General features: G+C 32.2%; 18 protein-coding genes and 1 pseudogene. 3 read left to right on the top strand and 16 right to left on the bottom strand.

What is annotated here, in order from left to right:
• Positions 1-140: 140 nt before the first annotated feature.
• Positions 141-680, top strand: coding sequence for a LemA family protein (locus J6Y29_03385; protein MBP5426921.1), 540 nt, complete (start codon positions 141-143; stop codon positions 678-680).
• A 143-nt stretch (positions 681-823) separates the two neighbouring features.
• Positions 824-2,818 (top strand): DUF2207 domain-containing protein, encoded by a 1,995-nt coding sequence (locus J6Y29_03380; protein ID MBP5426920.1) that lies wholly within the window; start codon positions 824-826, stop codon positions 2,816-2,818.
• 102 nt (positions 2,819-2,920) lie between these two features.
• Here the strand turns inward: J6Y29_03380 and J6Y29_03375 are convergent.
• Together J6Y29_03375 and J6Y29_03370 are read right to left on the bottom strand one after the other, a co-directional pair.
• Positions 2,921-4,162: pseudogene (locus tag J6Y29_03375) on the bottom strand (6-phosphofructokinase).
• Positions 4,163-4,461: 299 nt separating this feature from the next.
• A complete protein-coding gene (locus J6Y29_03370) occupies positions 4,462-8,139 on the bottom strand; it encodes an ankyrin repeat domain-containing protein (GenBank protein MBP5426919.1) in 3,678 nt (1,225 codons plus the stop codon).
• A 256-nt stretch (positions 8,140-8,395) separates the two neighbouring features.
• Here J6Y29_03370 and J6Y29_03365 point away from each other — a divergent pair, with 256 nt between their 5' ends.
• The gene (locus J6Y29_03365; GenBank protein MBP5426918.1) at positions 8,396-11,410 is read left to right on the top strand and encodes a DHH family phosphoesterase; all 3,015 of its coding nucleotides are present in this window, start codon (positions 8,396-8,398) and stop codon (positions 11,408-11,410) included.
• Between the two features lie 105 nt (positions 11,411-11,515).
• Here J6Y29_03365 and scpB read toward each other — a convergent pair whose 3' ends face one another.
• From scpB to J6Y29_03295, 14 genes are all read right to left on the bottom strand, one after another.
• A complete protein-coding gene (gene scpB, locus J6Y29_03360) occupies positions 11,516-12,079 on the bottom strand; it encodes an SMC-Scp complex subunit ScpB (protein MBP5426917.1) in 564 nt (187 codons plus the stop codon).
• On the bottom strand, positions 12,072-12,839 hold the full coding sequence (locus J6Y29_03355) for a segregation/condensation protein A (GenBank protein ID MBP5426916.1): 768 nt from the start codon (positions 12,837-12,839) through the stop codon (positions 12,072-12,074). The genes scpB and J6Y29_03355 overlap by 8 nt, the downstream gene beginning before the upstream one ends.
• Before the next feature lie 54 nt (positions 12,840-12,893).
• A complete protein-coding gene (minC, locus tag J6Y29_03350; protein MBP5426915.1) occupies positions 12,894-13,550 on the bottom strand; it encodes a septum site-determining protein MinC in 657 nt (218 codons plus the stop codon).
• Positions 13,551-13,632: 82 nt separating this feature from the next.
• Entirely contained in the window at positions 13,633-15,693 is a 2,061-nt protein-coding gene (gene mrdA, locus J6Y29_03345; protein ID MBP5426914.1) for a penicillin-binding protein 2, read from the bottom strand.
• A 10-nt stretch (positions 15,694-15,703) separates the two neighbouring features.
• Positions 15,704-16,183, bottom strand: a complete 480-nt coding sequence (gene mreD / locus J6Y29_03340; protein MBP5426913.1) for a rod shape-determining protein MreD — start codon at positions 16,181-16,183, stop codon at positions 15,704-15,706.
• Between the two features lie 18 nt (positions 16,184-16,201).
• Positions 16,202-17,023, bottom strand: coding sequence for a rod shape-determining protein MreC (gene mreC, locus J6Y29_03335; GenBank protein MBP5426912.1), 822 nt, complete (start codon positions 17,021-17,023; stop codon positions 16,202-16,204).
• A 42-nt stretch (positions 17,024-17,065) separates the two neighbouring features.
• A complete protein-coding gene (locus J6Y29_03330) occupies positions 17,066-18,097 on the bottom strand; it encodes a rod shape-determining protein (GenBank protein MBP5426911.1) in 1,032 nt (343 codons plus the stop codon).
• Positions 18,098-18,136: 39 nt separating this feature from the next.
• Positions 18,137-18,727: a septum formation inhibitor Maf gene (gene maf / locus J6Y29_03325; protein MBP5426910.1), complete on the bottom strand. Its 591-nt coding sequence runs from the start codon at positions 18,725-18,727 to the stop codon at positions 18,137-18,139.
• A 183-nt stretch (positions 18,728-18,910) separates the two neighbouring features.
• Positions 18,911-19,303, bottom strand: coding sequence for a methylglyoxal synthase (locus tag J6Y29_03320; protein MBP5426909.1), 393 nt, complete (start codon positions 19,301-19,303; stop codon positions 18,911-18,913).
• Positions 19,304-19,333: 30 nt separating this feature from the next.
• Positions 19,334-19,603, bottom strand: a complete 270-nt coding sequence (gene minE, locus J6Y29_03315; protein MBP5426908.1) for a cell division topological specificity factor MinE — start codon at positions 19,601-19,603, stop codon at positions 19,334-19,336.
• Between the two features lie 17 nt (positions 19,604-19,620).
• A complete protein-coding gene (minD, locus tag J6Y29_03310; protein ID MBP5426907.1) occupies positions 19,621-20,421 on the bottom strand; it encodes a septum site-determining protein MinD in 801 nt (266 codons plus the stop codon).
• A gap of 123 nt (positions 20,422-20,544) precedes the next feature.
• Positions 20,545-21,546: a deoxyguanosinetriphosphate triphosphohydrolase gene (locus tag J6Y29_03305; protein ID MBP5426906.1), complete on the bottom strand. Its 1,002-nt coding sequence runs from the start codon at positions 21,544-21,546 to the stop codon at positions 20,545-20,547.
• Positions 21,547-21,569: 23 nt separating this feature from the next.
• Positions 21,570-22,544: a UDP-glucose 4-epimerase GalE gene (gene galE / locus J6Y29_03300; GenBank protein ID MBP5426905.1), complete on the bottom strand. Its 975-nt coding sequence runs from the start codon at positions 22,542-22,544 to the stop codon at positions 21,570-21,572.
• Positions 22,545-22,734: 190 nt separating this feature from the next.
• On the bottom strand, positions 22,735-23,898 hold the full coding sequence (locus J6Y29_03295) for a D-alanyl-D-alanine carboxypeptidase (GenBank protein MBP5426904.1): 1,164 nt from the start codon (positions 23,896-23,898) through the stop codon (positions 22,735-22,737).
• Positions 23,899-23,965: the final 67 nt, after the last annotated feature.

Below are 23,965 nucleotides of genomic sequence, written 5' to 3'. Positions count from 1 at the left end.
TACTCTTGTCTTTAGTACAACGAGTACTTTATTTATAGCACTTTTTAGCCATTGTTTATAAGTCTGATCTTTTTTGTTGACAAATCCATTATAAATGTGTTACACTCTTAGCAAGGTATTGAGAAAAGGGGGTATTTATTATGATTTTTTGGGGTATTCTTATTTTAGGAATTATTTTTGTCGTATCAACATATAATGAGTTGGTGCGAATAAACAACACCGTAAAAGAGGCATTTGCTACTATGGATGTTTATTTGAAAAAGCGATGGGATTTAGTACCTAACCTTGTTAATGTTGTTAAGGGATATGCTAAACATGAGAAAAATACTTTAGAGGAAGTAATTAAACTTAGAAATACCACTTATCCTAATATGTCAAACAACGAAAAAATTGAAGTGAACGAACAATTATCTAGGGGGATTAATAAAATTATAGCTCTTTGTGAAAGCTATCCAGATTTAAAGGCTAACGAGAATTTTAAGGAATTGTCATCTCAGTTGTCTTCTATAGAGGATGATATTGCTAACTCAAGGAGATATTATAACGGAGCGGTGCGTCTATTTAATAGCAAACTAGAAATTTTCCCTAATAATATACTCGTTAAACTTTGGAAATTTCCCCCAGCAGCCATGTTTGAGATAAGCTCTGATGAAAGGAATAACGTCAATATCGATTTTTAACTAAATGAAGAGTTAGCTACTTTTACAAAAATTTTGTACAAACCTATTCTTGCAAAAAAAATGAAGATAGGGACGATTTATTTTTGTAGATTTTTTTGTAATAGCTATCTCTTCCTTTTGTTTGTACTGAAAGGAGAAATACTATGTTTAAAAAAATTTTTATAAAATTCTTGATTTGTTTTATAGCACTAATGACTTGGAATAAAACTTTTGTTTTTGCAATTAATGAAAATTCAAAAGATCAGTATATTGATGTCTCTAAAATCAAAGAGTCATATCTTAGATTGAATAATCCAGACAAACTCAACGAATCATATTCAAATCCGTTCGAAACTTTTTATCCTGGAGAAGTAAGTAAATATGATGTGAATGTTGTCGTTCATAAAAATAATGTACTAGATATAAAAGAAACAATAACTGTAAATTTTCATACTAAACGGCATAATTTTATTAGGTTTATACCTTTATTGAATAATACTACTAGAGCTGATGGAGTTTCTTCCACAAATATTGCTCAAATAAGTAACATAACAGTTAATAGACCATTCACCACTTCTTTTGAACAAAATAGCTGTAAATTAAGTATTCATTCGAATAAGCCCTTGTTAGGAAAACAAAAGTATGTGATAAGTTATTCTTATAATTTAGGTAAATCGGTTTCACCTAATTATGATGAGTTATATTTTAATATAGTTGGTAGTAATTGGAGTATTCCTGTTAGCAATATAACTTTTTCTATAAACATGCCTAGTACCTTTGATACCTCAAAAATTGGTTTTACTTCTGGTCGACTTGGTTTAGACACTTGCGGAAAAGTTAACTATACTTGCATTAATAATATTATTTCAGGAAATTATGAAGAAAAACTTGCTCCTGGTAATGCTCTTACTATTAGGTGTGAATTACCCAAAGGATACTTTGTTAACACAGGTCTTAAAAGAAATTTTATAGACTATGCTACTTTTATAGTGCCTTCGTTGTTTATAGGTATGTCTATATTCGCTGTTAAAAAATTTGGTAAAAACGAAACTGTTGTTGATGCAATTGAATTTTATCCGCCTGACAACTTGAATAGTTTAGATATTGCTTTTTTACACAAAGGTATAGCAACTGCAAGTGACGTTACATCATTACTTGTATATCTAGCTAATAAGGGATATCTAAAAATAAAAGAAGAAAATGCATCTGGTAAAAACATAACACTAATAAAGTTAAAAGAATATGATGGAACAGATCCAAATGAAAAAATTTTCTTAGAGGGATTGTTTGAAAAAGATAAAACTGAAGTTAAATTAAGTTCTTTAAAAAATAAATTTTATCGTACAGTAGACAAAATACTATTTAGTGTAAATTCTTTCAAAAATAAATTCAAAGTTTTTGATAAAATGGCCATATTGGTTTCTATATGTATTGCTTTTATGTCATATCTATCATATGGTTTTGTAATTTACAATTTTTATAATGCCTGTGGTCTATCAACTGTATTTATACATATGATTGGTATATCAACATTAGGATTTATTATATTGTTTTATCCTGTACTATTCTACACCTTAAAAATAGCTTTATTTTCAGAATGTTTATATTTTTTGACTTCAATATTTTTTATATCTATACCATATATTCCAGTGAAATATATAATAAGTGACAAATTTTACTTTGCATCCTATATATTTAATTGGGTATCTTTTGCAATAATGTTTATGTGTGTTTACAAAATTAGCAAAAGAAGAACATCTTATGGTATTACTATGTTGGGTAAAATATTAGGCTTCAAAAAATTTCTTGAAGTTGCTGAAAAAGAAAAATTAGAAACTTTGATTACAGAAGATCCATCTTATTTTTATAATATTCTTCCATACGTTTATGTATTAGGAATATCTAGTAAATGGATTAAAAAATTTGAAGTCTTATCCTTCAAGCAACCAGAACCAGAATGGTATATTGGTACTAATAATTATACTGATTTTTTATCATTTAATACGCACCTTTGTTCAACTATGTCATCAGCTAATAGCTATTTGACTAGCAAAAAACTTCCTAGAGGTACATTTTCTAGTTCTGGAACCTCTAGTGGCTTTTCTGGGGGAGGTTTCTCTGGACAAGGATTTGGTGGTGGAGGCGGTGGAGTTGAGTAATTCCATCATAAATATTTTGTGCTCTAATGACATACGTCAATAGAGCACATTTTTATTTATAAATAAAATATAGGGTAATACTTCTAAATGTACTGTTATATTTCAATATCTAACAGACACTTTTTTCAAATGTGCAAATCTAGGAAGCCCATCTTCCATAGGTGGCTTTGAATCTCCTTGAATTAAAGGAAGTGCATAATCAATAAATTCTTTATTTAATCCATTTCCCTCTTTATTAATCCACTCCATAGGCACTTTCTTCTCTGTATTCGCAACTTCTGTTAAGTTCAACAATTTTATATTACACTTGTACTCTGGTCCATTAGCTCGCTCAAATGCTACCATATAATCAGTTTTCCCTTCAACTGCGTACCTTACCGCCATCTGTCCTGCCAAGAAAGCTTCATTAACATCAGTTAATGATCCTACGTGTGCAGCGCATCTTTGAAGTAAACTAAACTCTATTCCTCTAACCTTTGGAGCAATTTTCTCTTTTGCAAGATTTGCCAATATCGATGCTGTACCTCCGAGCTGAGAATGTCCAAATGAATCCTTTGCCAATGATGCACCATATTCAGCTATATATTTGCCTTGAGCATCTTTTGCGCCTTCTGATACTGCTATAATAACTTTACCTTGCTTTTTATATATAGCATTTGTCTCTTCTAAAAACTTATCTACACTAAATGGAAGCTCTGGAAGATAAATCAAATCTGGTCCATATCCTTTGTAAGCAGCTAACGCAGTTGCGGCTGTTAACCAACCAGCATTCCTTCCCATAACCTCTAGGATAGTAATCATACCTGTATCATATACTCTAGCATCATGATACACTTCCATTGTCGATGTCGCAATATATTTTGCTGCACTACCATAACCTGGGCAATGGTCTGTTCCAAATAAATCATTATCTATTGTCTTAGGAACTCCCATAACTCTACACTCATATCCTACTTTTTGCATATACTTACTTATTTTGTTGCACGTATCCATCGAATCATTTCCACCATTATAGAAGAAATATCTTATATTGTATTTCTTAAACACTTCCAACAATCTCAAATAGTCAGTCTCATCTTCTGATGAATCCTTTAACTTATATCTCACTGATCCCAATGCAGATGATGGCGTAGTCTTTAACAACTCTAACTCCTCTTTTGACTCTTTGCCCATATCATAAAAATTTTCTTCCAATATTCCTTTTATTCCATGCGCAGCTCCATACACATGTTCAATGCACGGTTGCTTCAACGCCTCTTGAAATACTCCAGATGCACTCGCATTTATAACTGAAGTTGGACCTCCTGATTATCCAAATATACACGAACCTACTAGTTCTTTCACAATAATAACCCCCTAAGTAAAATCTTTTTGCATTGACTGCTCAATAAGCATGAATCGCCAGGAGATAGTATATCACAAGAAATATTTTTCTACAATAGGAAAACTTAATAAATTTTCCTATATGTTTGAAATGTGATAATGTCCTAAGTAATATCATTTAAAACAAAGAATAATAAAAATAGCCTTCTACACAATACTTCTGCGTAGAAGGTTTTAACCCTATTACAATATCACTTAGAATATGTATATCAACACACTTTTTCGATTATTTATCTTATGCTAAACAAAAAACCTTACTATTATAAATTCAACCCACTAGACTTATAAGCATAGCCTTTTTGCCGTCTCTCTACTGCATCTAAATATATATTCATGAGAAGGTTATCATTTTTATTTTCAAGTATCTTTAATGCTGTCATTCCTTTTTTGTCTTCTATTTCTTCCTTCGCACCTATTCTTATAAATTCCTTTATTATTGTTGCGTTTTTATTTTCGCACGCTATCATTAGTGGTGTCCTACCATCTTCATCTCTCACATTTACATCGCAACCCATTTTTAATAAACTCAATATAGTATCATCACTTATATTCTTCTTGCATTCCTCTAATAATGACTTATTTGCTCCTGCAGTAACAGCATCGCTTAGAACATATCCTGTACTCTTACCATATGTCCTATTTTCTCTTTTCTTTCCATTTTTCACTCGTTCAATATTATTTATTTTACTTCTCTTCTTTGATACAGGTTTAGTATGAGTCTTTGATACATCTGATTTTTTTACAACCTCTACATTTTTCTCCGCCTCTATCTCTGATTTTATACTCTCAAACACATCATAAAACTTATTATAATCTATTTTTTCAGATGTCCCTGCAATACTGGCACCTTTTCTTATAAGATATTTCATCAAGTCTTTATTATCTCTCTTAAATGCTATCCCAAGAGCTGTATATTTTTCTTGGCCCTTCCCGTCTATATCTTTTACCTTATTTACCAATCTCTCTATAGCTCCCATATAGCCTCCTACACATGCATATGTCAACATCTCATACGCTTTTGATTCCCTTACATTTGCTATCATACTCTCTATACTAGCATCTATTAATTCTGATACATCTTTGCCTTTTTTTAGTGCGTACATAAATGTTCTTTCATCTACTTTGGCACCTCTTTCTTCTAAACATCTTATCACTTCTTTAGACCTATTATCTATTGCGTACATTAGTACACTCTTTTTCTCGTTATCCACTGCATTTACATTGACATCCTTATTCTTAAGTAAATTCTTTATTGTATCATTGTTTTTTAGCTCTATTGCGTACATCAATGCACTCTTTCCTTTTCCATCCACTACATTTACGTTTACTTTGTTATTTCGCAATAATTTATGTATATTTTTTCTCTCTCCTGATTTTATTACATCTATCAATTCCTGCTCATCAAAAATATCTTCTTTGGGTTTGTCTATAAACCCAAAATCTGTTCCTTTACTTTTCTTGACTTTATGAACCAATTTGTTCATTTTTTCTTCTTTATAAAAAATTTCTGAGTTTATCCCTGTAGCCTTCAATATTTTTATATATGTCAATTTTTCTTCATTAATAGCCTCTTTAATCTCTTTTATTATCCTTTCCTCTAACATACTTTTTAATGTTCCTTCTTTTATTTCTTTTAAAATATTTTTCCTTTCAAATAAACACTCTACTATTTTTTCTCTCTTATCGTTATTTATATTTTCAAATCCTTCACTTATTTGAGATATATCAAACTTGTCTACCAAAACTGGTATATTACTATCTTTTACTTTATTTATTATGTCTACTGAAATAATAGTTTTTATATTTCCTATTCCTCTTAAGATTGTTTTTAATTTACCTTCTGTCATGCCCTCATTAATTATATACTCACTTAATTTGCTTTTTAATTCACTTTTTAATTCACCACTTGTTTTGCTAATTGCATCTTTTTTATTATATAGTGAATTTATTATACAATTACGCTTTCCTTCTTTGGTTATTAATTTAAATGTATCGTTTATTAGAGAAACATCTATTCTTTTTACTAATACTTCTAAAGTATCCTCATTGGATAAATTAATTAACTCTACCAAAAGCTCTTTAGGTAAAATTCCTCCAACTTTGTCCAATTGTTTTTCTATCTCACCTTTATCATTCTTCACACATGCATTCCTTAGCTCTCTTCTTACTAATGCTTTTAACATTTTATCTCGTACTTTGATATCTACCATGCTTATTGGAGTTCTCCCTTTGTTGTCTTCCTTGTACATATCTGCCCCGTTATCTATTAAATATTCTATTATTTCTTCTTTGCCCTTTTTACACGCGTAGTATAGAGCTGTTCTCCCCCACTTTGCATTCTTTTCTTGTACGTACTGTAATCTATCTTTTTGGGGTATATTCTCTAGCAATAACTCTATCACTTTTTTGGGTGCATTACTTACACATGCAGCTATCAATGCTGTTTGGCCCAAAACATCTTTTATTTTCACTTCTGCTCCGCGATCTATCAACAACGTTATCACGTCCTCCTTTGATTCCTTTCTGAGACATGCAAGCATCAACGCTGTTTGACCACCTTTATCCTTCATATTCACATCTGCTCCATTATCTAGCAATAACTCTATCACTTCTTTTGGTGCATTCATAAAACACGCATACATCAATACTGTTTGGTCATTTTTATCCTTTATATTCACGTCTGCTCCATTATCTAGCAATAACTCTATCACTTCTTTTGGTGCATTACTTCCACACGCACCCATCAACGCTGTTTGTTCCAAATTATCTTTCATATTCACTTTTGCACCGCGTTTTAACAATAACTCTACCACTTCTTTTGGTGCATTCCTGATACATGCAGCTATCAATGCTGTAAATCCTTCTTTACCCTTTGTATTCACTTCTGCCCCGCGATTCAATAATAGCTCTATCACTTCTTTGGATGCATTATTCCCACATGCAAACACCAACGCTGTTTGACCACCTTTATCCCTCATATTCACGTCTGCTCCATTATCTAACAATATCCTTATTACTTCTTTTGGTGCATTCCTAGCACATGCATGTATCAATGCTGTTTGACCATCTTTGCCCTTTATATTCACTTCTGCTCCACGATTTAATAATAACTCTACTACTTCTTTTGGTGCATTCCTAACACATGCAGCTATCAATGCTGTATCACCATCTTTATCCTCCAAATTCACTTCTGCTCCACGATTTAACAATAGCTCTACCACTTCTTTGGGTGCATTGCCTGCACATGCGTACACCAACGCTGTTTGACCATCTTCATCCTCCATATTCACGTCTGCGCCGCAATCTAATAATAGCTCTATCACTTCTTTTGGTGCATTCCTGATACATACACACATCAACACTGTTTTACCATCTTTATCCTGCATATCCACTTCTGCACCATGTTTTAGTAATAACTCTGTCACTTCTTTTGATGCACATTGACAAGCAACCATCAACGCTGTTTGACCATCTTCATCCTCCATATTCACGTCTGCACCATTATTTAACAATAACTCTATCACTTCTTCTGGTACATTACTTCCACACGCAATCATCAACGCTGTTCGGCCCAAATTCGTCCGCATATTCACTTCTGCACCATGTTTTAGTAATAACTCTATCACTTCTTTTGGTGCATTTGCGTGACAAGCATACATAAACACTGTTTGGCCATTTTTATCCTTCATATTCACATCTGCACCATTATCTATCAGTAACTTTACCACTTCTTTATATCCATTACGACATGCTTTGTGTAATACTGTTTCTCCATATTTATCCTCTTTTTGTATATACTTTTTTCTTACTTCTTTATCTGGTATATTTTCTAGTAATTTTCTTACCTTTTCTTTATCACCATTTTCACACAACATATGCAACATTGTATCTTCTCTTGTTTCCTCTAAAAAAACAAATCCCAAATCATTTTTCTTCATAAAAATACATCTCCTGTCCTTTTCTTTCACTAAAAAAATCTCGGTTAATCCAGTGTAGACATATTATAGCATCATTAAGTTTGTTTTTCAACCATTGGTTTATTATTGGAAACTATAAGTCTTAATAACTTCTTTGATTGAAAAAACTCTAAATATTTGTAAATGTTTTGTTGCATTGTGTAAACATATATGTTACAATTAAATAGAAACGTGCTATGTTTCGATATAAAAGTTTTACCAAGGAAGGTGATTTATTATGTTTAGTAAGGAGTGTAATCCTCTTTTGCTAAAAGATATGGAAAAGTGTGTTGATAGAATAAATAAAGCACTTAAGGAAAAAGAAAAAATACTTGTATTCGGTGATTCTGATACTGATGGAGTAACAGGTACATCGATATTATATGATTTTTTAATCAAACTAGGTGGTGTTGTTGACTATTATATAGTAAATAGAGATACTGAAGGTTATGGATTATCAGAAAACGTCCTTGATAAAATATTCGAGATAAACCCAAATCTTATAATTACAGTTGATTGTGGTACAACTAATATAAAATCAATAGAAAGAATAAATGAACAAGGCATAGAGACAATTATAACAGATCATCATGAATCTTATTATGAAGTACCTGATGCTTATGGAATTATTAATCCTAAAATAGAAGAATATGATCATCCTTTAGGAGAATTAGCTGGAGTAGGGGTTGTATTCACTTTAATTGTAGCATTGTGTCAAAAAAATGGTCTTGAAAAAGAATTGTATTTAAATTATCTAGACAGAGTAGCATTAGGTACAATAGCTGATAAAGTGGATCTTACAGATATTAACGTAGAACTAATAACACAAGGAATTAAGCAAATAACTGCAGCTCCTAGTTTAGGTGTTAAAAAATTATTAGAAAATAGTTCCCTTAATGGTAAAAACCTTTCTTTATTTAGCAATTTTGAACAATTTGCCAACTTTATTAGTTTTGAGTTGGTTCCAGTAGTAAATTCTAAGGGAAAATTAGGCCAAGATGCAAAAATATGTGTAGAACTCTTTAATACGAATAATGAAAGTAGAGCAAAAGAAATTATATTCGAGTTAAATAAAAGTAATGCTGAGCGTAGAAGAATAGAACAAAGCATAAGATCAGAGGTGGAACAGAAAATAAAAGATCAACAGTTAAGTAATGATAGAATTATCGTAGTATCTGGTAAGGATTGGAAGGGCGGTGTTATAGGATCAGTTGCATCTAGCGTTGTCCAAACCTATTCTAAATGTTCTAAAGCAGCTATATTATTTAGAGTAAAAGACGGAATAGCTAAAGGTTCAGGAAGAAGTGCAGAAGGTTTTAATTTATTTCGTACACTAGGAAGTTGTAAGAAAAAAAATTTAATACAATATTTTGGCGGACATGAAGAAGCATGTGGGCTTGCAGCTGATGAAGAAAATATTGACGAAATAAAAAGTTATATAAACAATATAGTAAAAATTACTGAAGAGACTGCTAGAAACCTAGATTCTCTTATGGCCAAGAAAAAAGTCACAGAGATTGAGATAACTCTAGATAAGGCAAATATGTTAAAAGATTTAAAAACACGTCAAGTATTTTCATGTCATGGCATGAGAGTAGTTGATTTTTCTCAAAAATCAACTGATGTTTTAACTTTAACATTAGCAGGTCGTGATAATAGTAACATAAAAGCAGTAGCATTTAACATGGGTAATATAGTAGATACTATAAAAAAAGATGATTATCTGGATGTAAAATTTACAATTGGTGAATTTATGAATGCTGTTCAGTTAAAATTACAAGACATACAAATAACTAATAAAGTTCCTGTATGTAATATAACCCCTCAAAAGGTTCAAACTATAGAGCTTTATGCAAATGGAATAACTCTAGAAAATGCTAAAAATGTTAAGTATTCAAATTTATTTGGAAATACAAGTCCGTTATTTTTATGTCGAGCTATGCAAGTAGTGTATCCTCCTCAAATAATAGGTAATAATCATTTAAAATTAGTATTAGTTGGCGAGAATACTCCTTGTATAGATGCAGTAGCATTTGACATGGGGAATATGATAAATACCATTAAAAAAGGTGATTTAGTTGATGTCAAGTTTGAGTTTAACGAATTTAGAGGAAAAGTTCAAATGAAAATAAAAAATATAAATGTACTTAAAGAAGAATTAGAAGATGTTGAACCTATGGAGATTACGTGTGACAAAATAAACTTAAATAATGCTAAAGGTATTAAAAATTTAAGACTATCCGGATTTATACATCCTCCATTTTTATGTCGTGGTATGAGAGTAATTTCTGATCCGCAGATGGCGAAAAAAGGAAATCATTTAAGATTGGTCTTGGCAGGCAACGATAATCGTCCTATAGATGCAATAGCTTTTGACATGGGAGACATGATAAATACTATTAAAAAAGATGATTTTGTAGACGTTAAATTTGAACTTGATGAATTTAGGGGAAAAATTCAGATGAAAATAAAGAAAATCTGCTTCCCTAAAAATAAATCAATGCAATCAGAAGAAATTCAACCTGTAGAAATTGAAGCAGATGAAACGTTTATGGAAAAAATTATTTTACTAAAAGAATTAAATTCTTGTGGTTTATTTTCATGTCATTGTATGAGAATAGTAAATTGGCCTCAAAAATCAAAAAACGGAAATCATTTAAGATTAGTATTAGCAGGAGATAATACTCCACCTATAGATGCAATAGCTTTTGACATGGGAGATATGGTAAGTACCATAAAAAAAGGATCTTGTGTAGATGTTCAGTTTGAAGTTTCTGAGTTTATGGGCAAAATTAGTTTGAAAATACAAAATATAAAACTACTTGAAAAGAAATTAGAATCTATAGAAATTAATGCAGATGGTCTAACTTTAGATAATGCTAGAAAACTTAGAGATTTTAATTTATTCAAAAATTCAGATCCTATATTTTTGTGTCGTAGCATGAAAGTAACAAATCAACCTCAAAGAATAAACAACGGTAATCATTTAAGATTAACGTTATCAAACAATAATACTGAAATAGATGCAATAGCTTTCGATATGGGAGATATGGCAGGCTATATAAAGAAATATGATCGTGTAGATGTTTCCTTTAACCTTCATGAATATAATGATAAGGTTGAAATGAAAATAAAAGATATACGCATATCCAAAAAGAATTTAAGTAAAAACTTTAAACGCAAACTAGATATGATCCCTCAAGAGGAATTAAATAAGCCAAATAAAAAACCTAGGTTGGAAATTATTTTATAAGTTATATAGAAACTTTGGCTACTTAAGTTCTTAAAATATATAACACATTACAAAAATGTTTGAACTTGCAAGGCATTTGCGAGTTCAAACATTTTTTGATATATATTATTTCTCTTTGTCTGATATAAGTATCATATCTATATCTACATCTCCATCTTCTTTTTCCATTACCTCTAAAACAGGTAACTCATCTAATGAATCTAATCCAAAATCCTTCAAAAATTCATCTGTAACCTCATACACTATAGGCCTTCCTATTACATCCATTCTCCCAGCCTCACAAATTAATTCTTTGTCCAACAATGTCTGTATCGCTTTATCACTAGACACTCCCCTTATACTATCAATTCTGGCCTTTGTTGTAGGTTGATTATATGCAATTATTGCTAATGTCTCATACGCTGCTTTCGAAAGATCTTGCTGTCTTCTTGGCTGTACACTTCTTTGCACATACTCATAGTTGTCAGGCTTTGTACAGAGCAAATAACAATCCTGTACTTTTCTTAACATAATCCCCCTATTAGATTTTTTATATTCTTCATCAAGTTTCTCTAATGCTTCTCTTGCATCCTCTTTATTCATTCCCAATAAATTAGTTATAACATCTATCGATACAGGTTCTCCTGACGCAAAAAGTATACTCTCTATTATTGAACTATTATCACTCATTTTCTAAAACTTCATCCTCCCTAAAGTCTTCATTTTTTTTCAACAAAATATCATCAAATGGTTTTTTTTGCTCCACGATCACTCTTTTTGACTTTATTAGCTCCAACATCGCCATAAAACCCGTAACTACTTCTATTTTGCTTTTCTTTTTAAATACATCCTTGAACTTAAAACTACACATAGACTTAAATCTATCTAATATATCTTTTATTTTCTGCTTGACTGTTATTTTTTCAATTCTTAATATCCTTATCATTTTCTTCTTATTGTTATTTTCTTTCTCTATGTTCCTTCTCATTAAATCCTCATATGTATCAATCAACTTGTCTAACGATAAATTAAATCTTTCTCTTTTAACAGGCAATACTATCTTCTCTGGCAACTTATAATAAATCATACTCCAATGTGCATGTCTTTTTTTAAATATACTTGCAACATTCTTATATTTTCTGTACTCTATTAACTTAAGTATAAGCTCATCTTTGGATGATACCTCTATATCATCCTTTTCTTCCTTTCTATTAGACGGCAAAAGTGATCTAGATTTTATATATAACAACGTGGACGCCATAACTATAAATTCACTTGCTATATCCAAATCTAACTCTTGCATCTTTAAAATATACTCCATATACCTATCTGTTATTTCACCAATTGGTACATCATATATATCTAACTTATTTTTCTCGATAAGATGAAACAACAAATCAAACGGACCTTCAAAATTTTTAAACTGAACCTCATACGTCTTTGTACTCAAATCTGCACGTAATTTTAATCTTTCACTAATCAAGGAGCCTACACCTTCCTTTGGTCATTGTTTATGCAAAAAACTTTCTATATACATTCTATCATTTTTTATGTATGCCATCTCTGGTGATATAGTAAGTACCTTTTCTTCTTCATCTGGTGGCCTTGTTATTATATCGGCTATCCTTAACTGAGTTGGCTTTAAAATAAGTGCAACTATTATCGCATTCTTATTCCCATTAGATCCTGCATGAACTGTTCCTCTCAATGACCCTAACACAACAACATTTCCTGTTGCCCTTATCTCTCCTCCTGGATTCAAATCCCCCATAATAATTACGTTCCCATCAAAATCTATTTTGTGCCCTGATCGTAATGTTCCTCTGTAAAACTTAGACATTCCTTCTTCTAATCCATCAAACGGAATGTGCATAAAATCTTTCGATAAACCAGATGTCTTCTCTTCTTCTTCTTCTTTTCCTATACTCTTTATTGTCGCACCACTTCTTTTAGACAGCAAGTCCATAATTCTCTTTTCTTGGTACGGCGTTAAATCTTTACCTCTATACTTAACATCCAACACGGCATTTTTAAAAAATTTTCCTGCATCATCTATCTTGTTTTCTATTTCCTTTAATATAAAATCAAATTCATCATTCTCTTGCAATATCATTGTCAGGCAATTTACCGTCCCTTTAAATCCGACACTAACCTCTCGCATACCAAGTCGCCTCCAATTTTATCTTTTAATATCCTACATTTTCTACTCCATAATACAATATACTATATTTTTAAAATTTTTTCTAGTCTTTAAAATATTCTGCTAAAACATCTCTTGCAACCGGTGCGGCATTACTTCCCCAAACACCTCTTTCTATTACCACTGCCACTGCAATCTGAGGTTTTTCCACAGGAGCATAGCATATGAAAACTGCATTAGATGAATGCTTAGACTCTCCTCCTGTCTCTGGTGTTCCTGTTTTACCCGCAACCTTCACTTTAAAATCCCTAAATGTTTCCCCCGCTGTTCCTCCTCTCTTTGCAACAGCAGCCATTGCTTCATGTATTGCATCTACTGTTTCCTTTTTTAACCCTATCTGATGAAACTCATTCTTGCTCTCTTTTATTATCTCTCCCTTTCTATTCTCTATCCTCTTTACAATAGTTGGCTTAAATCTTTTGCCACCATTAGCTATTGTTGCTATATAATTTGCTAACTGTATAGGCGTAAAGGTATTATCAAACTGACCTATTGCCATTTGTGCCGTATCCGCTATCCTCCACTCATCATTCCTTAATCTCTTCTTTGTGATCCTGTTAGCCCTGATCCCTCTTAACTCTCCAGGAACGTCTATTCCCGTTAGCTCTCCTAGTCCAAACTCCTTTGCCCATTTGTCAATCTTATCAATTCCTACTTTTACACCTAATTCATGAAAATATATGTTGCATGATGTTGCTATGGCTCTTTTTAAATTTAAGCCTCCGTGTGCTCCTAGTCCCATTCTATACTCCAAACACTTAAATTTCCATCCACCTAACACGCTAACTCCTTTATCATAAATAATTGTATCCTTAGTTATTACTCCTTCCTCTAAACCCGCTATCGCCGTTATAGGTTTATAAGTAGACCCTGGTGTATACGTGCCCTGTACCGCCCTATTTAATAATGGTGAATTTTTGTTATCTACTAGCAAACTTATTTTCTTCTTTTGCGCTTCCTTGTCATCTGCACCCGCTAAATATATCATAGGGTCATAACTTGGATAACTTGCCATAGCCAACACCTCTCCTGTGTTTACATCAATCGCTACAACCGCTCCAGCATAAGCATCTCCAAAATTTATTCTATTATCTTTCCCCTTCTTTATTAACTCTATATTTTTTCTTAAAGACTCCATCGCTATCTTTTGTAAATTATAATCTATTGTTAAAATGACATTGTTCCCTTGTACTGGCGGAGTTTTTTGTATTTCGCCTGTTTTCTTCCCTATTGTATCAACCTCTATTTTCTTTTCTCCCTTTTTTCCCCTTAAGTATTTCTCTGCTTTATATTCAATACCATTTTTACCAATAATATCATTTATTCCATATCCGTCTTTACTCATTTTGTCGTACTCTTCTTTATTTATTATCCCTACATATCCCAACAAATGTGCTACACACGTCGCGTCATTATATATCCTGTATGATTCTGTCTCTATAGAAACACCCGGTAACTCCGCATTCTTTTCTTCTAATTCAAGAACAGACTCTTTACTTATATCCCTTGCCACAACTAATGGACTAAATTGAGAATACCCCTTCATTAGTGTTTCATATCTTATCGCCATTATCTTATATGCTTCATCTTTTGTGTATTTATCACTAATACTAAACTTTGTATACCTAAGATAATTAAAAACATCTTCTGGCGTACTCATTAGTTCTATATCACTTTTCTTTATTGCCATTTCCCTCTTCCATTTTTCTGTCTCTTTTTCTGACGACTTTATATATGGACCATAATCAATAGGACTAATTGTCAAATATTTAGAAAGAGAACTTTCAAAACAATCACCATTCTTTTCAAGTATATTTATCACCACGTTTATTAACTCATTTAATTCATCTACTGTTCTCTTCTCTCTGTACAAATTTACTAAAAATCCAGTCCTATTAACTGCTATTGGCACACCATTACGATCTAAAATATTACCTCTAGGAGCTACGATGTATCTTTCTCTTAACAATCTTTTTTGAGAAATATCTTCATAATACTTTCCCTTATTTATTTGCAGATTAATTAACTGCGTAATAATAAGTGCACTCATTATTATAAAAAATATAGCAACCAGATTACATCTATCTTTTAATTTTTCTATCATGATATTTCTCCTATATAATTTCTTTCTTCTTAGCAAGTCCAAAAATTAGGATCGCACAAGCCGTATTATACATCGCTCCAACTAAAATAAAGTTCTTTAATACAAAAAACAATTCACCAAGTGTCTCTGGAAAAGAAGTAAGCAAATATGCTGTACTATCATATAATAAAAATGATATAAACGCTACAAACAAAAATATCAAGAAATCCTTTCTATAACTTCTTTTCCTCACTGTATACATTATCATACAAAACAATATATTTGTAATCAAATACATTCCTATTATCTTTGAAGATAATAAATCCTGCATAACCCCTGCTAAAATCCCGCCGAAGAATAAATCACTTCCAGTCGCACAAACTCCCAAGAATAACACAAATATTAACACTATATTAGGCTTAACATTAGCAATTCTTATCCCTTCTATAAGTGTCATCTGTAACGCTATTGATAGGACTAAAATTAAAATAATGTACAACTTATTTTTCATTATTGATTTACCTACTTTCTACCTTTTTACTGCCACTAAAACTTCCTCTATCCTCTTTAAGTCAACACTAGGCTCTATTATCGCATATCTTTCTAACTTATCATTTGGATTTACTACCTCTCTTACCTTACCTATCTCTATTCCCTTCGGAAAATATTCACCCAATCCAGACGTTTCAACAACATCTCCTACCTCTATCTTAGCGTCCGAATGAATGTACTCTAATTTGCAAAGCCCTCTATTTTTTAACCTTATATCACCTTTTGCTAAAACTAATTCTCTTGTTTTTGTTAACCGTGCTCCTACTGCACTGCTTTTATCTAAAATAGATATTATATCGCAAGTATTCTCCCTTACTCTATATACTCTACCAACAAGTCCTTTCTCAAAAATAACAAAACTATCTTTATAAATCCCATCCTTGCTTCCTTTGTCTACTGTAAATATCTCAAACCAATTACCTGCATCTTTTGCTATAATGCTTGCCCCAATAAAATCATACCCTTTGATAGAATCCCTTAATTCCAACGTCTCTCTTAACTCTTGGTTCTTTTCATCTAACCACAATATTTTAGAAATATACTTTTCAAGATCGTCTACCTTCCGCTTTAATTTTTCATTTTCCTTAGATAACTCATCAACATCTTTAAAATATTTTCTGGTATTGTTAACTTCAACTTTCGTATATGTAAATAGCTTTCCAAAAGGATAAACAATGTACGACAACGGTCTTTGTAAAAAATCAAGCCCCAATATGTCTCTCGCATAAAGTCCCTGTATAACTAATATAAATGTAATTACCACCATCGTTATAACAACTTTAATATTAAAATCTCTCAATTGCCTTTATCCTTTCTTTTGACAACTAAAAAATAAATCAACTTACTTCTTAGTCGCCATTAATACTTTACGTAACATCTCCATATCCTCACTCAACCTTCCTGCTCCTAACGCTACGCAATCTAGCGGATTTTCTGCTATCTTTGCATCTATGCCTGTCTCTTTTTTTATTAATTGGTCTAATCCATGTAACATCGCACCACCACCAGCTAACACTATTCCTTGATCCATTATATCTGATGCCAACTCAGGTGGCGTTTTCTCCAATGTATCTTTTATAGCCTCTATTATTTGTGATATAGGCTCTTTTAATGCAAACAATATTTCATCTGAAGATATCATTATATTCTTTGGCAAACCAGTCAATAAATCCCTTCCTCTAATAGTCATTTCTTCTCTCTTAGGCCTTTTAAATGCTGCACCTATCTTTTTCTTTATCTCTTCTGCTGTTCTGTCTCCTATCAACAAATTATGCTCTCGCTTTATATATATAGCTATGCTGTCATCTAGCATGCCTCCCGCAACCTTCAATGACAAACTCGTTACTATTCCTCCTAAAGAAGTTACAGCAATTTCTGTAGTACCTCCTCCTATATCCACAATCATACAACCTATAGGCTCAGCTACAGGAAGATTAGCACCAATCGCTGCCGCCATAGGTTCTTCCATCAAATATACTTCCTTTACTCCAACCTGCATAGTTGCTTCCTCTACTGCCCTTCTCTCTACTTCCGTAACTCCTGAAGGTACACATATTGTAACTCTAGGTTTTATCCTAAGCACACTTCTAAATATATTCTTTGGCATAACCTTCTCTATAAAATATTTCAACATGTCCTGAGTAATATCAAAATCAGCAATAACTCCATCCTTCATTGGCCGTATAGCCATTATATCACCTGGTGTCTTTCCTATCATATTCTTTGCTTCATTCCCAACTGCTAAAACCTGATTAGTTCTTGTATTTATAGCCACAACCGAGGGTTCGCTCACTACTATCCCTTCGCCTTTTACATAAACCAATATATTTGCTGTACCCAAATCTATTCCTATATCTTTGCTAAAAAATCCCATGCTCTAAAATCTCCTATCTACTATCTTCTATATTTACCTCTAGCCCCAGTGATCATATAAAACCTCACCCATATCTTTTAACATCCTGCACACTCTACCAATCGGTAATCCTACAACATTAAAATAACATCCGTCCACCTTTTTTATAAGTACGGCGCCTCTATTTTGTATTCCATATGCTCCCGCTTTACCTTGGTAGTCATTACTCTTTATATACGCCGTTATTTCTTCATTAGTTAATCTATTAAACGTAACCTTGGTAATTTCGTGCTCTACAAGTACTTCATTGGTAACTGTATCTATCAAGACCACCCCCGTTATAACTTCGTGAGTCTTATCGCTTAGACTTTTAAGCATATCAAATGCTTCCTTTGAATCTCTGGGTTTACCATAGACCTTATTGTCCAAGGTAACAAGTGTATCTGCACCTATTATAATTCCCTGATCCACTAAACTCTTCACATTTTTAGCTTTCCCATAAGCCAAACTCTCTGCTAATTCTTGAGGCGTTCTCTCAAAATCCACTGTATTTTCGTCAAAATTGCTCTTTACTACTTCAAATTTTAATCCTATGTTTCTTAATAACTCTCGTCTTCTCGGGGATCCCGATGCCAAAAATATTTTTTTCATCTGTTTCACCTTACTTAAACACTTAATCTGTTAACAAGCTCAAACATTATTTTATAGCAAGTTTGGTCTCTTGTAAAGTGAAAAATTTTATTTTTTTATTTTTTGTATGTGTCAAGTAAATTAGGGTATTCTTGCTAAATTTTAGGTAAAAAAATAACTAAGGTAAGAATATTGGGGTAACCCTCACCTTATGTTATTTCTCCATTCCAACTCTCCTCGCTCTAAAGACTTTATTAAAAGCTCAGCTGTAGCAATATTGGTCGCGAATGGAATATGATTTTGGTCACATAAATTAAGCAATCTTCCTATATCTGGTTCATTAATATCCTTAGTTATAGGATCCCTAAAAAATATAACCAAATCTATTTCATCATACGCCGCCTTAGAGCTTAACTGTTGCTCACCCACTATACCATGAGAGACTCTCACAACTTCAAGCCCTGACGCTTCTTCCACAACAGATGCCGTCCCTGCCGTTGCGACTAAAGAGTGTTTACTCAATATACTCTTATACGCAATGCAGAACGCACCCATTAATTCTTTCTTCTTATCGTGTGCCACTAAAGCAATATTCATATACACCACAATCCATTTTTTTATTATTATCTAAGATTTCATATTCTTGATAGGGATATTCGCTATCAAGGCTGGAACATATCTTTCTCCATCTTCACTTTCTGTTCTAGTCATTTGTATATCCAATGCATTCTCCTCAATATCCATATAATGCGAAATGACCTTTATAATCTCTCCTTTTATCATCTCTAAAAACTGCGGAGAAACATTCGCTCTGTCATGAACTAATACAAGCTTAAGCCGTTCTTTTGCAACATCTTTTGATGTCTTTGTACGACTAAATAACTTTAATAAATTCATTTTTTGTCCCCCCTCTTTTATACTGTCTTAAAACCAAATATTTTTTTTATTTTTAACATAAAGCCTTCTTCGCTGCATATATCCTCTATAGGTATATCTTCTCCAATTATTCTCTTGGTTATATCCCTATAGGATCTACCAGCCATTGACTTTGAATCTGTAACTGCTGGTTCCCCTCTATTTGTAGAAACTACTATCTTTTCATCGTCAGGAACTACACCTATTAACTTTACTGCCAAAATATCTATTATGTCGTCTATGCTCATCATGTCTCCACGTTTTACCATATCAACCCTTACTCTATTTATCAAAAGCCTTGTATCTTTCACATCATTTGCTTCTAATAACCCTATTATCCTATCTGCATCTCTTACTGCTGAAACTTCAGGTGTAGTAACAACTATAGCTCTGTTAGCTCCTGCTATTGCATTTTTGAATCCTTGTTCTATTCCAGCTGGGCAATCAATTAATATATAATCAAAATCTTTTTTGATTTCATCTAAAAGTTTTATCATCTGATCTGGATTCACTGCAGATTTGTCTCTAGTTTGTGCGGCTGGCAAAAGATGCAATCCCTCATATCTCTTGTCCCTAATTAACGCTTGCTTTACTCTACAATTCCCTTCTATTACGTCTACTAAGTCATATACTATTCTATTTTCAAGGCCCATAACTACATCTAAATTTCTAAGTCCTATATCTGTATCAATCAAAACGACTTTCTTCCCCAACAAAGATAAACCTGTCCCGATATTTGCTGTAGTCGTAGTCTTTCCTACTCCACCTTTTCCGGAAGTTATAACAATAACCTCACCCATATTTAACCCCCCTAATGTATTTTTGTATACTTAAAAATAATTATACTCTTTTAAATCATCTTCTAAAAAGCTTACCTCTACATCTTACCCAATTTTTACACAATAGTCAAATTAATTATTTCTTTATATCCCACTTATGCCACATATCTGATCTAAGAAAAAATTTTCCGCATACCTGTCTGTCATACCGGCTACGTAGTCACACACAACTCTATCTACGTCCTGTTCTTTTAACATAGCTTTCCACTCATCTGGCAAAAATTTTTCTGGATCATCTAATATGCAATTATACACCCCCTTCACTATATTGCAAGCTTTTTTTTCTTCTTTTTTTGCAACTGACCCTATATAAACATTTTCAAACATGAAATCTCTTAATTTATTTGTCATTGCCCAATATTCATCTGTCATCCTAATATAATTTTTATCCCTGCAATTCTTCGTTATATTTATTATCATATTATTGATTCTCTTAGATGAAGTATTACCCAATACCTTGACACAATCTTTGGGCAAATCATCCTCTGTTAGTATATGACCTTCAATTGCATCCTCTATATCATGATTGATATACGCTATCCTATCAGCAAATTTTACTATACACCCTTCTAGAGTTGATGCAATATTGTTTCCTGAGTGATTTAATATGCCATTTCTTACTTCAACTGTAAGATTAAGTCCTCTATTGTTATTCTCCAAATAATCCACCACTCTAAGACTCTGTTCGTTATGTAAAAAACCATGTTTACAAATTTCATTTAACACGCTCTCTCCTGTATGTCCAAATGGTGTATGTCCTAAATCATGTCCTAAACTAATAGCCTCTGTCAAATCCTCATTTAATCTTAAACCTCTTGCTATACTCCTAGCTATTTGAGCCACTTCTAAAGTATGAGTTAGCCTTGTTCTATAATGATCTCCTTCTGGTGATATAAATACTTGCGTCTTGTGCTTTAGTCTCCTAAATGCCTTAGAATATATTATTCTGTCTCTATCTCTTTGAAATTTTGTACGTTCTGTACATTCAACTTCCTCTTTAAGACGCCCAGCAGATTTTTTACTTAAAGTAGCATAAGGTGATAATATTTTCTCCTCTAACTCCTCTAATTCTTCTCTTAATAACATATACCACCCCTCCTCTCTTCTTATCAATATCTCCTATTCTTATGCCACTGCCACGCAGTCTGTATTATGTCTTCTAGTTTTGTATACTCTGGATTAAACCTCAATTCTTTTCTAGCCTTTTGCGATGAAGCAACTAAATATGGCACATCTCCTTTTCTTCTCTCCAGTATATTTTCTTTAATATTAACCCCTGTAACAAATCTTACCTTGTCTATAACCTCTTTTACAGAAAAACCTACACCATTGCCTAAATTATATACTCCACTTTGATTATCTCTTCTAAGTTTTTCTAATGCTAAAACATGTGCCCTCGCTAAATCTGATACATGCACATAATCCCTTATACATGTCCCATCTTTTGTATTATAATCAGTACCATATATATTTATACTACCCCTTTGTCCCAATACTGTTTGCAATACCAGTGGTATTAGATGTGTCTCATTTTTGTGTGCTTCGCCAATTTCCCCATTTTTATCCGCACCACATGCATTAAAATATCTTAATGCGATATAAGATATTCCATATGCTAACTTAGAATCTTCTAAAATATTTTCTGCCATTAGTTTTGTTTTTCCATATACACTATAAGGGGATAGCTTGTCTGTCTCTAAAAAAGGTTCTTCTTTTTCTTCTCCATAAACTGCAGCAGTAGATGAAAATATAATTTTAAATACATTATTTTGTTGCATAGCCTCCAATAAATTTATAATTCCTGAAACATTATTATTATAGTACTTTAGTGGATCTCTCATACTCTCTTCTACAGATATATACCCAGCAAAATGAATGACTGCCTCTATATCATATTTTTTAAACAATCTTTCCAATAAAGCCTTATCATTTGTACTCCCTTCCACTAGAGTAGCACCAATCACAGCCTCTTTGTGCCCACATTCGAGACTATCCAGCACAATAACATTCTCTTTTTCTTTTACTAATTCTAATACTGTGTGACTTCCTATATAGCATGCACCACCTGTAACAAGAATAGCCATACCAAAACTCCCCTTATTATACCCGAAATACTCTATAAATTTAACGTACAATATAATTTTACCATAAGAAATCATAAATTTCAACTTTTTCTCAAAAAATATATTTTTAAACTTATATTACAAAATACTATAGATTTTGCAATATAGCTAATCCATAGTATTTTCACTCTTTTTTTCTATTGCGCATACTTTATACACAGCAGAAAAAATCTCTTAAATAATCCAAAAAATCTTTTTGTAAAACACTGTTCTTTACTACAAGATCTGTTTTTGCTATAACCTTGTCATCTACTTTAAATTCAATATATCCTACCTTTTTATATTTTTTTATCGGAGCCACCAAGTCCTTTTCTACGTATTCATTCGTATACAAATTCGATCTTTCATATTCATTAAGTGGTAATACTATTGTATCCTTAGCTATTGTTTCTATATGTTTAGATTTTCCTTTTTTTACATTTGTTGTTGTATACACATATTCTTTGTTCACTAATTCATATCTTTTATAATTCCCATATGCATAATCTAATATTTCCTTACTACTTTGAGCCCTTTTATTTTTTGTTTCACACCCTAATACAACTGCTATGTAATTTTCAGTCCCTCTCTGTACTGATGTAACCAAACATCTACCTGCTTTGCTTGTAAATCCAGTTTTTACTCCATTACATCCTTGATATAAAAACAACATTTCATTCGTATTATTGAAAACTTTACCTCCGCTAATTGATTTATTTTTTGTTGCGACTATTTTTGCAAATTCTGGTTTCTTCATAGCATATCTGGCCATATTGGCCAAATCATAGGCTGTTGTATAATGATTATTATTATCTAATCCATGTGGATTTACGAAATTAGTATCTAATGCATTTATGTCTAATGCCTTCTTGTTCATCATCTCTACAAATTTATTAACATCTCCTCCTATGTGTTCGGCTATTGCTATAGCTGCATCATTTCCTGATTTCATAAGAAGGCCATACAATAATTCCACTAACTTATACGTCTGACCCTCTTTTAATTTTATTGTAGATCCTCCTACGTACGCAGCTTTTTTACTTACGCTTACTGTATCATTTAAATTTCCATTTTCTATAGCTAATATGGCTGTCATTATCTTTGTAGTACTAGCCATCGGCCTTTTTTGATATGCGTTCTTCTCGTATAAAACTCTTCCCGTATCACAGTCTATCACTATAGCACTTTGGGCTTCCACGTTGGGTATACTAGTTGATTGTTTTAAAAAAACTGGATAGTCAGGTTCATCATCTAAATTATCATCGCCAAAACAATTCATTTGTATATTTATAAACATACACAAGCATACTATTAGTAATGTAGATTTTTTTAACATTATTCTTCACCTATATTTGTTATAGCTACAATAAATATATCTAATTTTATTATTTTTATTCTATTTT

This window comes from Clostridiales bacterium (genome assembly GCA_017961515.1).
In the GTDB taxonomy this organism is placed as follows: Bacteria; Bacillota; Clostridia; order Acetivibrionales; family RGIG10202; genus RGIG10202.
This window is presented reverse-complemented; position numbering and strand designations above follow the sequence as displayed.